12 protein-coding genes are annotated in these 12,768 nt (G+C 73.3%); 9 read left to right on the top strand and 3 right to left on the bottom strand.

Annotation, left to right across the window (positions count from 1 at the left end):
* The first annotated feature begins 74 nt into the window (after positions 1–74).
* From ACFY9S_RS27645 to ACFY9S_RS27660, 4 genes are all read left to right on the top strand, one after another.
* Complete coding sequence (locus ACFY9S_RS27645) at positions 75–503, top strand: DUF6643 family protein (protein ID WP_391133078.1); 429 nt, start codon at positions 75–77, stop codon at positions 501–503.
* A gap of 44 nt (positions 504–547) precedes the next feature.
* Positions 548–1,375 (top strand): MOSC N-terminal beta barrel domain-containing protein, encoded by an 828-nt coding sequence (locus ACFY9S_RS27650; RefSeq protein WP_391133081.1) that lies wholly within the window; start codon positions 548–550, stop codon positions 1,373–1,375.
* 165 nt (positions 1,376–1,540) lie between these two features.
* Entirely contained in the window at positions 1,541–2,146 is a 606-nt protein-coding gene (locus tag ACFY9S_RS27655; protein ID WP_391133084.1) for a hypothetical protein, read from the top strand.
* A gap of 153 nt (positions 2,147–2,299) precedes the next feature.
* Positions 2,300–4,735 carry a right-handed parallel beta-helix repeat-containing protein gene (locus ACFY9S_RS27660; protein WP_391133087.1) on the top strand — a complete coding sequence of 812 codons (2,436 nt, stop codon included), beginning with the start codon at positions 2,300–2,302 and terminating at the stop codon, positions 4,733–4,735.
* Between the two features lie 119 nt (positions 4,736–4,854).
* Here the strand turns inward: ACFY9S_RS27660 and ACFY9S_RS27665 are convergent, their stop codons facing one another.
* Positions 4,855–7,218 (bottom strand): hypothetical protein, encoded by a 2,364-nt coding sequence (locus tag ACFY9S_RS27665; RefSeq protein WP_391133090.1) that lies wholly within the window; start codon positions 7,216–7,218, stop codon positions 4,855–4,857.
* Positions 7,219–7,507: 289 nt separating this feature from the next.
* On the opposite strand from ACFY9S_RS27665, the gene ACFY9S_RS27670 reads away from it, so the two are divergent.
* Both ACFY9S_RS27670 and ACFY9S_RS27675 read left to right on the top strand, forming a co-directional pair.
* Positions 7,508–8,338 (top strand): DeoR/GlpR family DNA-binding transcription regulator, encoded by an 831-nt coding sequence (locus ACFY9S_RS27670; protein ID WP_102913519.1) that lies wholly within the window; start codon positions 7,508–7,510, stop codon positions 8,336–8,338.
* 56 nt (positions 8,339–8,394) lie between these two features.
* The gene (locus ACFY9S_RS27675; RefSeq protein WP_391133093.1) at positions 8,395–8,862 is read left to right on the top strand and encodes an SRPBCC family protein; all 468 of its coding nucleotides are present in this window, start codon (positions 8,395–8,397) and stop codon (positions 8,860–8,862) included.
* A 10-nt stretch (positions 8,863–8,872) separates the two neighbouring features.
* Here the strand turns inward: ACFY9S_RS27675 and ACFY9S_RS27680 are convergent, their stop codons facing one another.
* Positions 8,873–9,997, bottom strand: coding sequence for a pyridoxal-phosphate dependent enzyme (locus ACFY9S_RS27680; RefSeq protein WP_391133096.1), 1,125 nt, complete (start codon positions 9,995–9,997; stop codon positions 8,873–8,875).
* 501 nt (positions 9,998–10,498) lie between these two features.
* Between ACFY9S_RS27680 and ACFY9S_RS27685 the strand changes: the two genes are divergently transcribed.
* Both ACFY9S_RS27685 and ACFY9S_RS27690 read left to right on the top strand, forming a co-directional pair.
* Positions 10,499–10,822, top strand: coding sequence for a hypothetical protein (locus ACFY9S_RS27685; protein ID WP_184567416.1), 324 nt, complete (start codon positions 10,499–10,501; stop codon positions 10,820–10,822).
* 183 nt (positions 10,823–11,005) lie between these two features.
* On the top strand, positions 11,006–11,539 hold the full coding sequence (locus ACFY9S_RS27690) for an ATP-binding protein (RefSeq protein ID WP_391133099.1): 534 nt from the start codon (positions 11,006–11,008) through the stop codon (positions 11,537–11,539).
* 194 nt (positions 11,540–11,733) lie between these two features.
* On the opposite strand, the gene ACFY9S_RS27695 is transcribed toward ACFY9S_RS27690, so the two are convergent.
* The gene (locus ACFY9S_RS27695; RefSeq protein WP_391133102.1) at positions 11,734–12,018 is read right to left on the bottom strand and encodes an SHOCT domain-containing protein; all 285 of its coding nucleotides are present in this window, start codon (positions 12,016–12,018) and stop codon (positions 11,734–11,736) included.
* Between the two features lie 163 nt (positions 12,019–12,181).
* Here ACFY9S_RS27695 and ACFY9S_RS27700 point away from each other — a divergent pair, with 163 nt between their 5' ends.
* The gene (locus ACFY9S_RS27700) at positions 12,182–12,760 is read left to right on the top strand and encodes a TetR family transcriptional regulator C-terminal domain-containing protein (RefSeq protein WP_391133105.1); all 579 of its coding nucleotides are present in this window, start codon (positions 12,182–12,184) and stop codon (positions 12,758–12,760) included.
* Positions 12,761–12,768: the final 8 nt, after the last annotated feature.

The following is a 12,768-nucleotide window of genomic DNA, read 5'->3' on the forward strand; positions in this document are numbered from 1 at the left end:
GTCACTGCGGACACGGAAAACAACCCTCTTATCGGTCTCCCCAACCAGCACATCGTGGGCTTAACTTATGTGCCATGACCTCCCCCCGCTCCACCTATGGCGGCGGCTACTACTCCGCCTCCTTCCCGGACACCCCGATCTACGACAGGCTCGTCGCCGAGCGGGGCACCCCGCAGATCGCCCCGATCCGGGTCCCCGCTCAGTACGACATGCCGGGCGGCAACCTGCCCGCCCTCCCGTCGGCGCTGCCCGCCCTGCCGGCAGCTCCCTCCCAGCCCGCCTACGGCTATCCGCAGGCGCAGCAGCCCTCGCCGCTGCAGCAGGCGCCCGCGGCGTACATCCCGCAGCAGGCCACCGCTCCGCGCGGCTACCCCGGCCCCCAGCCGCAGCAGCCGCGTCCGGCGGCCCCAGCGGGCTACGAGGCCATGCGCCCCGCGGCTCCCCGGCCGGCCCCGGCTCCCTATCAGGACCCGTACAACAGCCAGCAGTACCGCGGGTACTGAGCCGGCCTCCGGGGGCTGTCGGTGCCGGCTGGCACGATGGCCCCATGGGGAACGCTCACCTGTACTCGATTCACGTCCATCCGGTCAAGGCGGTCCGGGGCCTGGCGCCCCGGGAGGCCGCCGTCGAGCCCTGGGGGCTGGCCGGAGACCGGCGCTGGGTGCTGATCGACGACGGGGGAAAGGTCGTCACGCAACGCCGGCAGCCGCGCGTCGCGCTCCTCGCCGCCGAGCTCCAGCCCGGTGGCGGTGTCCGTCTGTCCGCGCCCGGCAGGCCGCCCTTGGCGGTGCCCGTTCCCCGGCCCGTCGTGACCGTGCCGGTGGAGATCTTCCGCGACAAGGTCGAGGCGATCCCGGCCGAGGACGAGGCCGCGCACGCCTGGGTCAGCTCCTGCCTCGGCTTCGAGGCGCGCCTGGTGTACATGGACGACCCGGCCACCCGTCGGCCCCTCGCCCCGGAGTACGCGCGGCCCGGTGAGACCGTCTCCTTCGCCGACGGCTTTCCGCTGCTGCTCACCACGACGGCTTCGCTCGACGCCCTCAACTCCCTGATCGCGCGCGGCGAGCACGCCGGCGAGGGCCCGCTGCCCATGAACCGCTTCCGGCCGAACGTGGTCGTGGCGGGCACCTCGGCCTGGGCCGAGGACGACTGGTCGCGCATCGCCGTCGGGGAGGTGCCCTTCCGTGTGGCCAAGCCCTGCGGCCGTTGCGTGGTGACCACCACCGACCAGGGCACGGGCGAGCGGGGTCACGAGCCCCTGTTCAGCCTGGGGCGCCACCGCCGCCTCGGCGGCAAACTGGTCTTCGGTCAGAACCTGGTACCGCTGTCCCGCGGCACGATCCGGGTCGGGGACCCGGTCAGGATCCTCGAATAGCTCTTCGGGCGAAGCGGGAACCGCGCCGCGGGCCAGAGCGTTGGCCTGTATGAGAAATTCATGAGAGGCCCGGGGGGGCGAAGTGATGTCGCTCTCTCTTCGACGGGTCCGTGCGTGGGCGGCTCCGCCGGAGGAGTATCACGGAGCGGGAAGGGGGTGCAGGCGGTGCGAGCGATCAGCGGGCTCTGGCGCTGGCGGCGCAATCCGCTGTGCCGCGCGACCGACCTGGCCGAGGCCTGGGTGGCCCTGGCCGCCCTGATGCTGATCCTGCTGGCCGCCCCGGTGGCCGGCTCGCTCGTCGGGGGAACGGCTGAGGACGCCCTGCAGCGCTCCGTCCGGGCGCAGCACGAAGCGCGGCAGCTGGTGACGGCCACCGTGGTCCGCGAGCTGGACCCCTCCCCGCTGGACGCCGACCCGGAGACCTCGTCGGGCAGGGATCTGCGCACCCGCGTCCTCGCCGACTGGACGGCGCCGGACGGCACCGCGCACCAGGGCCCCGTCCTGGCGGGCCTCAAGGACCCGCAGCAGGGCGACGAGTTCCGGATATGGACCGACCGGCACGGCCGGCTGGTGTCCCGCCCGCTCGACTCAGCGACGGCCTCCACGCACGCGGTCCTCGCCGGCTTCGGCGCCGCCCTGGCGACGGGCGGTCTCATCGAGGGCGGGAGACGGCTGATCGTCTGGCGCATGGTCCGCCGCCGGTACGCCCGTTGGGACCAGGCATGGGACAAGGCGGGCCCGGACTGGGGCAGGACGGGCGCCGGCAGCTGACGGCTCCCGGCTCTGGTCAACCCACCACCCGCGCGCACGCTACGGTGGTCCGGCCGAACCGTTCGGCACAACCCGCGCGCGAGCGAGCCCCAGGGACGCGCCCCGAGGGCGGACGAGCCATCAGTACGACCGATGTGGGGGCACGGCTACACCATGGCACAGGGCACGGTCCAGGTGACGCACACCGGCACGTCGCGGTGGCGGCGCCGCACAGGTGAGTACGCATCGCTCGCCGCCGCCCTGGAGGCCGCGGCCGACGGGGACGTCCTCACCGTCGCGCCCGGCACCTACCGGGAGAACCTCGTCCTGCAGCGCGCGGTGACCCTGCGCGGCCCCGAGGGCTCCCCCGGCTCCGTGCGGATCGCGCCCGTGGACGGCGTGCCGCTGACCGTGCGCGCCTCGGCGGTGGTGCAGGACCTCCATGTGGAGGGCCAGGACGCCGCCGCCCCTGCCGTGCTGGTGGAGGAGGGCACCCCGGAGCTGCGCGACGTGCGGGTCGTGACACGGTCGGCGGCCGGCATCGAGGTGCGCGGCAGCGCCCGGCCCACGGTCCGGCGCTGCGCGGTCGACAACCCGGCGGGCATCGGCATCGCCGTACTCGACGGCGCGGGCGGGGTGTTCGAGGAGTGCGAGGTCGTCGCGGCCGGCCAGGCGGGCGTGGTGGTGCGCGGTGGCGCCCACCCGCGACTTGAGCGCTGCCGGATCCACCACACCTCGGGCTCGGGCCTGTCGGCGACCGGGGAGAACTCTGCGCTGGAGGCGGTCGGCTGCGAGATCTACGAAGTGCGGGGCAGCGGTGTGCAGATCACCGGCCGGGCCACGGCACACCTCACCGACTGCGATGTGCACCGCACGACGGCCGACGGGGTCACGCTCGACACGGACGCGGTGCTGACCCTCGCCGACTGCCGCATCCACGACATCCCGGAGAACGCGGTGGACCTGCGCTCCCGTTCCGTTCTCACGCTGACCCGCACCACGGTGCGGCAGTTCGGGCGCAACGGCCTGTCGGTGTGGGACCCGGGCACGCGGGTGGACGCCAACCAGTGCGAGATCTTCGACAGCACGGGCGACTACCCGGCGGTGTGGGTCAGCGACGGTGCCACCGCCGTCCTGGACTCCTGCCGGGTGCACGACGTGCCGGACGCGCTGTTCGTCCTCGACCGCGGCTCGCGCGCGGACGTCGTCGACAGCGACCTGTCGCAGGTGCGCAACACGGCGGTGTCGGTGAGCGACGGCGCGACCGCGCAGCTCGACGACTGCCGGATCCGGGACGCGGCGACGGGCGCCTGGTTCCGCGACCACGGCAGCGGTGGCACGCTCAGCAACTGCACGGTGGACGGCACGCAGACCGGCGTGATCGTCACCAAGGGCGCCGACCCGACCGTGGAGCGCTGCACGATCGACTCGCCGGCGGAGGCGGGCGTCTACGTCTCGGCCGGCGGCCGCGGCAGCTTCCAGAACTGCCGGGTGACGGGCAGCGGCGGCTACGGCTTCCATGTGATCGACGGCAGCCGTACGACGCTGCGCAAGTGCCGCACGGAGCGGTGTGCGCGCGGGGGCTACGAGTTCGCGGACAGCGGCGCGGACGCCGCGTCCGGGGCGGGCCCGCTCGTCGAGGACTGCACGAGCGACGAGAGTGCCGGGCCGCGTGCGCCCGCGGCACCGGCGACGGCCGTGCAGACGGTGAGCCATTCCTCCGGCCTGCTGGGCGCGGTCCCGGGACAGCGCACCGAGCCGGAGCCGCCGGCGCCGGCCGCCGAGCCCGGACAGCCGGCTCGCACCTCCAAGGACGTCCTCGGTGAACTGGACGCGCTGGTGGGGCTGGAGAGCGTCAAGCGCGAGGTGCGCGCCCTCACCGACATGATCGAGGTCGGCCGGCGCCGGCAGCGGGCCGGTCTGAAGGCGGCCTCGGTCAAGCGGCACCTGGTTTTCACCGGCTCCCCCGGCACCGGCAAGACGACGGTCGCGCGGCTCTACGGCGAGATCCTCGCCTCGCTCGGCGTGCTGGAGAAGGGGCACCTGGTCGAGGTGTCCCGCGTGGACCTGGTCGGCGAGCACATCGGTTCGACGGCGATCCGCACGCAGGAGGCGTTCGAGAAGGCGCGCGGTGGCGTGCTGTTCATCGACGAGGCGTACGCGCTGTCCCCGGAGGACGCGGGCCGCGACTTCGGCAAGGAGGCCATCGACACGCTGGTGAAGCTGATGGAGGACCACCGGGACGCGGTCGTGGTGATCGTCGCGGGCTACACGGCCGAGATGGAGCGCTTCCTGTCGGTCAACCCGGGTGTGGCGTCCCGCTTCTCCCGGACCATCACGTTCAGCGACTACGGCCCCGAGGACCTGCTGCGGATCGTGGAGCAGCAGGCCGAGGAGCACGAGTACCGGCTGGCGCCGGGCGCGCCGGAGGCCCTGCGGAAGTACTTCACGGTGCTGCCCAAGGGCCCGGCCTTCGGCAACGGCCGTACCGCGCGGCAGACGTTCGAGGCCATGGTCGAACGGCACGCGAGCCGGGTCGCCCAGTTTCCGGAGCCGAGCACGGACGACCTGACCCTCCTCTACGCCGAGGATCTGCCCGAGCTGCTCTGAGGATCCCGCGGTGCGGCCGATGCGCTGAGGATCACGCTGTTCGCCGGATGCGCTGATGATCCCGCTGTTCGCCGGATGCGCTGATGATCCCGCTGTCGGCAGATGCTCTGAGGATGCGCCTACGCGGCGGGCGGCTCGGGCTGGTGACGCGGCGAAGGCACCTCCCCGGCCGCCGGGTCCTCCGGCCGCAGTCGCGCCAGCAGCTTGCGGCGTTCCTCGGCGAAGACCGGATCGGCCTGGTAGTCGGAGTGACCGAGGATCGGCGCGGGCAGCGGCAGGAGATCGGTACGGCCGTAGGCGAGAGGGTCCATCAGGGGGGCGTGGTCGACCTGCGGGCCACGGTCGCCGGGCAGGCGCACCGGGCCGCCGATGGGGTCGGTGAGCCGGTGGAGGTTGCGCCAGCAGTCGACGTCCCGGTGCAGGGAGCTGAGCGCGGTGGGGCCGAAGTGCGCCGGGAACCAGCGGCCGTAGAGGCGCTCCAGCGGGGAGCCGTAGGTCAGCAGTGCGACCCGTTTGCGGGCGGACGGGGCGAGTTGCCAGGCCGCGGCGGCGGCGAGGACGCTGCCCTGCGAGTGCCCGGAGATGACCAGCCGTCCGCCGGTGGCGCGGGTCCAGGTGGCCATCCGCCAGGTCAGGTCGGGCACCGCGCGCTCGGCGTAGCAGGGCGGGGCGAAGGGGTGGGAGGCGCGTGGCCAGAAGGTGCCGACGTCCCACAGGATGCCGATGGTGCGGCGGGCCGAGGCGTCCTTGTAGGCCCGCCGCCCCCAGGTGACGAAGAGTATGAATCCGAGGCCGATCAGCCAGGACCCGAGGGCCTGGGCGGTCTCGGCGGCGCCGTGGACGACGGGGGAGGCGCCCTGCGCGGCCTCGGCCGGGGTCTCGTCGGTGGCCAGGGCGCCCACGAGGGCTCCGGCGCCGAGCAGCAGAGTGACGCCGGAGGTGACGGCGACGATGCGGGGGCCCCGGTCGGTGAGCGAGGCCATGGCACGGGTGTAGGCGATGCGGCGGGTGCGGGCGGGGTCCTCGGCCTCGTCCGGGTAGTCGATTGTCACGGCGGCGCGCTCGGCGCGGGCGAGCTGCCAGGCGCGATGGGCCAGCCAGCCGATGAGCCCCAGCAGCACGACGAGCAGCGGCGGGATCACGGACGCCTGCCAGGTCAGCAGCACCGGCGGGCCCTCGATCGACGCCCCGGTGCCATCCAGCCAGTCGGACACCCGCTGTGACACGCCGCCGGACATCACGCCGCCCAGAGCGCAGGCCAGCATCGCCACGGCCGGCCCGCCCAGGCCCCGCAGCACCGCCCGCCGGTCGGGGTCGGTGCGGTGCAGACCGTGGGCGACGACGCCGAGGACGATCACGAGCAGGCCCTGGACCAGGGCGATCCCGCCGAAGGCCGCATCACCCGGCAGCCGGCCTTCCGACGTCCACCCGGGGCGCTCCCACCCTGCGTACAGCAGGGCGAGGGCGAGCAGGACGAGCGCGACGAGCGGCAGGCGTCGTACGAAACGCTCGTCGAGTTTGCGGTCCAGCCGTCTCTCGCTGCGGCCGCGGCGGCACACCACCCACACCACGGCGACCGCGCAGGCCGCGAGGGCCGCCTCCAGGATCAGGCCGAGGGCGTCGAGTACGGCGGGGCCGCCGGGGCGACGGTCGTGGCGGGCGGCGGCGCTGCCGACCGCCGCGGCGACCGTGATCAGGCCGGCGGCGGTGTGCGCGGCGCGCAGCCGGGCCACCAGCCGGCGCCCGTACCAGAACCCGGGCCGGCCGAGTGCGGTCGGGCCGCCGTCGCCTTCGGGCTCGGCGGCACGTTCGAGGGGCTGCTGGGACTCGTAGTCGCTCCAGGTACGCCGGGACAGGTACCAGAGCAGGACGGTCAGGGCGGTGGGCACGACGGCGGCGAGGGCGAGCCTGCGGCCGGGGGCGCTCCACCAGCCGCCGTCCGAGACGCCGGGCGAGAGGAAGCCCAGCCAGGAGTGGCGGTCGGCGCAGGCGGTGGTGCCCGCGCACTGCCAGGCCGCCAGGTCGAGGGCGACCTCGCAGGCGGCGGCGACGAGCAGGACGGTCAGCGTGAGCGCCGCGAGCCGGACCAGGAGGCCGTAGAGGCGTACGGTGCGGCGGCGGCCGTGGGCGGAGGGGCGCATCCAGTGGGCGAGGTTGACGACCATGAACGGCAGCAGCAACAGCCACAGGGCGCGGGTGCCGTTGCCGGAGGTGAGGTTGCACCAGACGTAGGCCTCGGGCACCGGCCCCTCGCGGCGGCGGTCGTCGGGGTTGTGCTCCGCGTCGACGTCGTCGGCGCGCCGGAAGACGGCAGCCGTGTCGTCGCCGGTGACGCGTACCGTCCGAGGATCGTTGAGCATCTCCTGCGGCGTGGTGCCGCCCACGCCGTGGACCAGGAGTTCGAGGGCGGTTGTGGGCTCGCCCGGTCGCGTGGCGGGACCGTCGGGCCCGCCGGTCGACGCATGTTCTGGCGCACGTTCCACTGATTCGCACTCCCCCGTGACACGCCGTCGGCTCTGTCCGTGCGCGCACAAGGATCTCCACTTCCGCGGCGCCGCACACCCCCTGTCACGGAATCTCCCCGATCCGTGATGAACCGTTGTGACCGCCGGGCCACCGGTGGCATGTGCGCGACGAGTGGGCGTGGTGGCGCCCGCTGCTCCGCGACATGCGAGGATGGGACGTCCTCGCACCGGAGCCCGGAAGAATGTCCTAGTCGGAGCCGGTGCGGGGGGTGTCGGACGGCATTGAGGCGAAAGGACCGGAGCGTACGTGAGCGAGAATCAGAACCTCCTCGCGGAGCAGCGGCGATCCCTGATCCTCGACGAGGTTCGCCGCCGGGGCGGTGTCCGGGTCAACGAGCTGACCCGCAAGCTCGGCGTGTCGGACATGACGGTCCGCCGCGACCTCGACGCGCTCGCCCGCCAGGGCGTGCTGGAGAAGGTCCACGGCGGCGCGGTCCCGGTGGTCGAGGCGAGTACGCACGAACCGGGCTTCGAGGCCAAGTCCGGCCTGGAGCTGACCGCCAAGGAGGACATCGCACGCGCCGCGGCCAAGCTGGTCGCGCCGGGCGCGGCGATCGCCCTGTCGGGCGGTACGACGACCTTCGCGCTGGCGCACCAGCTGCTGGACGTCCCGGATCTCACGGTGGTCACCAATTCGGTGCGGGTCGCCGACGTGTTCCACGCGGCGCAGCGCACCTCGGGTCCGCGGCAGGGCGCGGCCACGGTCGTGCTGACGGGCGGGGTGCGCACGCCCTCCGACTCGCTGGTGGGGCCGGTGGCGGACCAGGCGATCGCGGCGCTCCACTTCGACCTGCTGTTCCTCGGGGTGCACGGCATATCGGTCGAGGCCGGCCTGTCGACGCCGAACCTCGCGGAGGCCGAGACGAACCGGCGGCTCGTGCAGTCGGCCCGCCGCGTGGTCGTGGTCGCGGACCACACCAAGTGGGGCAAGGTGGGGCTGAGTTCGTTCGCCTCGCTGGAGCGGGTCGACACGCTCGTGACGGACGCCGGCCTGCCGGACGAGGCGCGCGGTGTCGTCGCGGAGCATCTGCGGCGGCTGGTGGTGGCCGGGGAGCCCGAGGACGGTGCGGACATCTGACGGGAGCTCGGCTAGGGTGGCGCATCCGCCCGCTCCCGTCCAGGAGGGCTCCGCCCATGCCTCGTCGACTGCGCCCGGTGGAACTCGACTTCGTGGCGACGGCTCGCGTTCGGCACGTCTTCGAGCGGGACATGGCCGCTCCGGTGGAGGCGGTCTACGGCGCACTGGAGGACGTGCCCGGCTGGGCCGCGTGGTTCGCACAGGTGTCGGCCGCCCGCCCGGTCGACGCGGGCGCGGGGCGGGACATCACCCTCACCGGTGGCATCCGGTTCCGGGAAACGGTCATCGCGGCGAAGGCACCACAGGTGTACGCCTACCGCGTGGACGTCACCAATCTGCCGGGCGTGCGGGCCATAGCCGAGGAGTGGCGGCTCGCGCCGGCCGGCGCTGGCACCCGGGTGCGGTGGACCTTCGCGACCGACGGGACCGTCGCGTACCGGCTGGCCGTGAAGGTGGCGCGCGCGGGTCAGGCGCGCGCGTTCCGGGACGCCGTGCGGGCCCTGGACCGGCGGCTGAACATCTGAGGGCTCGCAGTCAGTCCGGCCAGACGCCCGTCCTCAGCAGCGAGTCGATCGCGGTCGTGTACGGCCGGATGTCCAGCCCCTGGGCGGCCAGCCAGGCGTCGGAGTAGTACTTGTCGAGATACCGGTCCCCCGGGTCGCACAGCAGGGTCACGACGCTGCCCTGCCGTCCCTCGGACACCATCTCCGCGATGATCTTCAGCGCGCTCCACAGGCCCGTGCCGGTGGAGCCGCCGGCCTTGCGGCCGATGGCGCGTTCCAGGGCGCGTACGGCGGCGACACTGGCCGCGTCGGGCACCTTCATCATCCGGTCGATCGCGCCGGGCACGAAGCTCGGTTCCATGCGGGGCCGGCCGATGCCCTCGATGCGGGAGCCGCAGTCGCAGGTGACGTCCGGATCGCCGGTGGTCCAGCCCTCGAAGAAGCACGAGTTCTCGGGGTCGGCCACGCAGACACGGGTGTCGTACTGCATGTAGTGGACGTAGCGCGCGAGGGTCGCAGAGGTGCCGCCGGTGCCCGCCGTGGCGACGATCCACGCCGGCTCGGGGAACCGCTCCAGGCGCAGTTGGCGGAAGATGGACTCGGCGATGTTGTTGTTCCCGCGCCAGTCCGTGGCCCGTTCGGCGTAGGTGAACTGGTCCATGTAGTGGCCGCCGGTCTCGGCCGCGAGGCGGGCGGACTCCTCGTACATGGTGCGGGGGTCGTCCACGAAGTGACACCGGCCGGAGTGGAATTCGATGAGGCGGATCTTCTCGGCGCTCGTCGTGCGAGGCATGACCGCGATGAAGGGCACGCCGATCAGCTTCGCGAAGTACGCCTCGGAGACGGCGGTCGAGCCGCTGGAGGCCTCGATGACGGGTCGGTCCGGCCGGATCCAGCCGTTGCACAGGCCGTACAGGAAGAGGGAGCGGGCGAGCCGGTGCTTGAGGCTGCCGGTGGGGTGGGTCGACTCGTCCTTCAGGTACAGGTCGATGCCCCACCGCTCCGGCAGGGGGAACTGCAGCAAGTGCGTGTCGGCCGAACGGTTGGCGTCCGCCTGGACTCTGCGGACGGCCTCTTTGAGCCACGCCCGGTAGGCGGCGTCGCTGTGGTCGACGTCGAGGGTCACGCCGGTCCGGGTCTGCTGGGGGGTACTCACGGGGGGCTCCTAACGCTGTGCGCCGGCAGGGGGCGCACAGCCGACACCCCGATCATAAGCACCTTCCGCACGCCCCTCACCTGCATAAACGCATCTTTGAGCCCCCCAAAGCGCCCCCAGGGGCAGGACCCGGGGCAAGGGGGCGCGCGGTCCAGGGGGCGCGTGGGCGAGTGTGCTGCGGGCGCCCCCGAAGAGGGCGGCGCGGGCACTGGTGCTCGATGCCGGGCGGGGGGAGACTGCTCGGCGGGACCAGGACCCCGGACGGGGTGAGCGCAGGGTACGACCGCCTTCCGGAGCAGGCTTCGGGCACCGGCACCGCCCTTGCGGGGCGGCGGCCGGCCGGGCGCACCGCACGGCCGGGCCGGGGCCCGGACCGGGCGGGCGCACCACCCCGGAGGGGACCCTTCGTCCGGACGGGGCACACTGGATCAGGACACGAGCCCGTACCGGGCACCGCGCGGAACGGCCCGGTACACCGACGCGCACTAGGGGGCAGGTGGCATGGGAGAGCCGGAGTTCAGGGCCACGGGCGTGCGGATCGGAAAGCGGCTGCGTTCACTCACCCGGGCCGGCCAGGTCCGGATCAGCGACGGCCGTCTCGAACTGCTGACCAGCTACGGCAGTGAGATCGACAGCGCGCCGGTGCAGGCCGTCCGCGCCTCCAAGCCCTGGTTCGGCCCCGATGACCGGGCTACCGCGGACCTCAACGGCCAGCGGTACCTGCTCACTCTGGGCGACCACGACCCCGCACCGGGAGAGCCGGGACCGCCGGCCGCGCGGCGCTTCATCGAAGCCGTGCGCAGGGCAGCGGGGCGTGGCGACTGAGATGTCCGCGACTTGCGGTACTTCACCCCCTGCGCCACTCTGGTCTCACGTCACTCTGGGTTTACCGGCGATAACGCTGCGAACCAGCCCGCCGGCCACGACAGCAGGCGGCAGTGTCATGCAGGCGCCCTGCTGGATCCGAACTCCGTGTTCTTCCGGACCTCACGTCGGGGAGTCGCAGCCGTGATCAGCTACCCAAGCAGGCACTGCACGGTGGAGCTCCAAGCCCTGCCGTCGCGGATCGGCCAGGTCCGCAGAATCGTATCTGCGCAATTGCGCTACTGGCATCTGGATCCCCTGATCGACCGGGCCTCGCTCGGCGTGACGGAGCTGTTGTCCAACGTCCACCGCCATGCCCAGCCCGACAAGACGTGCACCGTGGAGATAGAGCTGCTGCTCGACCGGCTCACGGTCTCGGTGCGTGACGGCGACCCGCGCATGCCCGTGGTCGACGACGCCGAACCGCTGGCGACCTGCGGGCGCGGGCTCGCGATGGTGGCGGCCATGAGCGAGAGCTGGGGCGTCCGGCCGGACGGCGAGTCCGGCAAGGTCGTGTGGTTCACCCTGCCGACGTCCACCCCCGCGGTGACGGCGCCGTCGCTCCACGCGCGACGCACCGTCCTGGAGAAGCCCGCGCGCCGGTTCGCCGAGGTCGGGGCTTCCACCGACGGGCTCCGGCCCGACCATGCTCCCGCCCGGTCCGCCGTTGCCGGTTGACCGGGCGGTGACCACCGTCCCCTCGGGGGCGTGTGCCGCCCGGTGTACTCCGGGGGCGCACGCCACCCCGTGGCGTGCGCCCGCAGCGCGCTCGGACCCGGCGCGCGCCGGGCCGGAAGCGGCACCGCGAGGGACCCGGCCGCGACTCCCCCGAGGGCCACGACGGCCGGAGCCGTGAGTCGCGGCGGCCATCCCTAGGCCACACCTCCCTTGCGGCCGAACTCCTCGTTCAGTACGGACAGTCGGCGCCAGTACTCGTCCTCGTCGATCTCGCCGGAGGCGAAGCGGTGGCCGAGTACGGCGATGGGCGAGTCGTCCCTGACGGCGGACTGCCGCCAGGGACCGCCACGGCGGCCGCGCCACCCGGAGCGGCGCAGCAGCACGACGCCGCCCCCGATCACCAGCGCCCAGATCGCCGGGAAGAGCAGGATCCACGGGCCGGGCCCGCCGCCGTCGCCGAAGTTCGCCAGGGTCTGCATGTCGTCCGACTCCTCGATCGCTCGATGGCTTGTGTCGCTTTCGAGCGTCCTCCGGCAGGGGCCCCGATGCGTCGTACGACCGGCGGCACCGCCCGTACCCCGTGTGGAGCAGACGGCCGGGGTCGCGTTGCTCCGCACTTCCTCGACTTCTGTAACTACTGGTATGTACAGTACGGGTATGAGCACCCCGGAACGGCTGATCGAGTCCACCCGCGCACTGCTGTGGGAGCGTGGCTACGTGGGCACCAGCCCCAAGGCGATCCTGGAGCGTGCGAACGCCGGGCAGGGCAGCATGTACCACCACTTCAAGGGCAAGCCCGATCTCGCCCTGGCCGCGATCCGGCGGACCGCCGAGGAGACGCGCGCTGCCGCGGCGGGGGTACTCGACGGCCCGGGCACGCCGTACGAGCGCATCGAGGCGTATCTGCGGCGCGAGCGGGACGTGCTGCGGGGCTGCCCGGTCGGCCGGCTGACGATGGACCCGGACGTGATCGCGAGCGCCGAGCTGCGCGCGCCGGTCGACGAGACGCTCGACTGGCTGCGCGGACGGATCGCCGGGATCGTCGAGGAAGGCAAGGCGCAGGGCCAGTTCGCGCCCGGACTCGACGGCGGCGAGATCGCGGCGGCGGTCGTCGCGACCGTCCAGGGCGGTTACGTCCTCGCCCGGGCCTCCGGCTCCCCCGCCGCGTTCGACGCGGGGGTCCGGGGACTGCTCTCCCTGCTGGCACCCAGGACTTCCTAGAGGAGACT

The organism is Streptomyces sp. NPDC012474 (assembly GCF_042955185.1).
GTDB lineage: Bacteria > Actinomycetota > Actinomycetes > Streptomycetales > Streptomycetaceae > Streptomyces > Streptomyces cahuitamycinicus.

Excerpts from the sequence above, each read along its gene's own strand:
- ACFY9S_RS27645 (WP_391133078.1), top strand. The coding sequence starts at position 75 with ATGACCTCCCCCCGCTCCACCTATGGCGGCGGCTACTACTCCGCCTCC.
- ACFY9S_RS27650 (WP_391133081.1), top strand. The coding sequence starts at position 548 with ATGGGGAACGCTCACCTGTACTCGATTCACGTCCATCCGGTCAAGGCG.
- ACFY9S_RS27660 (WP_391133087.1), top strand. The coding sequence starts at position 2,300 with ATGGCACAGGGCACGGTCCAGGTGACGCACACCGGCACGTCGCGGTGG.
- ACFY9S_RS27675 (WP_391133093.1), top strand. The coding sequence starts at position 8,395 with ATGCCTCGTCGACTGCGCCCGGTGGAACTCGACTTCGTGGCGACGGCT.
- ACFY9S_RS27685 (WP_184567416.1), top strand. The coding sequence starts at position 10,499 with ATGGGAGAGCCGGAGTTCAGGGCCACGGGCGTGCGGATCGGAAAGCGG.
- ACFY9S_RS27695 (WP_391133102.1), bottom strand. The coding sequence starts at position 12,018 with ATGCAGACCCTGGCGAACTTCGGCGACGGCGGCGGGCCCGGCCCGTGG.
- ACFY9S_RS27700 (WP_391133105.1), top strand. The coding sequence starts at position 12,182 with ATGTACAGTACGGGTATGAGCACCCCGGAACGGCTGATCGAGTCCACC.